Below are 967 nucleotides of genomic sequence, written 5' to 3'. Positions count from 1 at the left end.
CACCACGAAGAGCTTTTCGACCGCTGGGGCGTGAGCTCCGACGTGGGCTCGTCCCAGGATCAGGCAGCTGCCTGCGGCTGGGTGAGCAGCGCCCGGATGATCTCCACGCGCTGCATCTCGCCCACGCTCAGGGTGTGCACAGGGCGCAGCGGGTCGATGTCCAGCCCGTACTCGGCCGCGGTGGCAGCGATGCGGCGCGTGACCTCGGCCAGCTGCAGCCGCTTGTCCAGGCCCAGCCACACGTTCTCGGCCACGGTGAGGGTGTCGAACAGGCTGAAATGCTGGAACACCATGGCGATGCCCAGCGCCCTCGCCTCCTGCGGATTGCGCACCGCCACCGGCTGGCCGTTGAAGTGCAGGGTGCCCTCATCGGGCTTGACCGCGCCGTAGATGATCTTCATCAGCGTGGACTTGCCTGCGCCGTTCTCGCCCAGCACGGCGTGGATCTCGCCGGGCTGCACCGTGAGGGACACGCCGCTGTTGGCCACCACGGCCGGATAGCGCTTCGTGATGCCCGCCAGCTGCAGGCGCGGCACCGGCGCCGCGGCGGCGGGGGAGGTGTGGGAGGAATTCATGCGGGCGATTGTCTCTTGATTTTCAAAGGGGGTTGGGCACGAAACCGGAATGCTGCGCACGTCCTTCATGCGTTGGCCGCTATGCTTTTCGTAGCGATGCTGCCACGGTGCGCACGCTGTCGCGCAGCCACATGGCGGCGGCCGAATGGTGGGTGCGGGCATGCCACAGCTGGTAGTACATCAGGCGCGGGAAGGGCACCGGGCACGGCAGCACGGTGAGCGGCAGGCGGTCGGTGAAGCGTTCGCAGAACTGCCGCCCCGTGGTGAGCACCAGCAGGCTGGCGGCGACCATCTCCGGGATCAGGCTGAAATGGGCGCAGCGCGCGGTCACGCGGCGCTGCAGGCCCAGGGAGTCGAGGTGCGCATCGATCACGCCGCGCGCGCCGGGGTGG

General features: G+C 68.8%; 1 protein-coding gene and 1 pseudogene. Both read right to left on the bottom strand.

The annotated features are described in order from the left end of the window. Positions 1–575, bottom strand: a pseudogene (locus AC27IQ_RS25690) (ATP-binding cassette domain-containing protein); the annotation flags it as partial. 79 nt (positions 576–654) lie between these two features. After that, on the bottom strand, positions 655–967 hold a 313-nt coding region (locus AC27IQ_RS25685; protein ID WP_487091326.1), incomplete at its 5' end, for a LysR substrate-binding domain-containing protein.

This window comes from Acidovorax sp. KPB24-07 (assembly GCF_057543315.1).
Note: the sequence above shows the minus strand (reverse complement) of the source record. Positions and strands in the feature narration are given on the sequence as shown.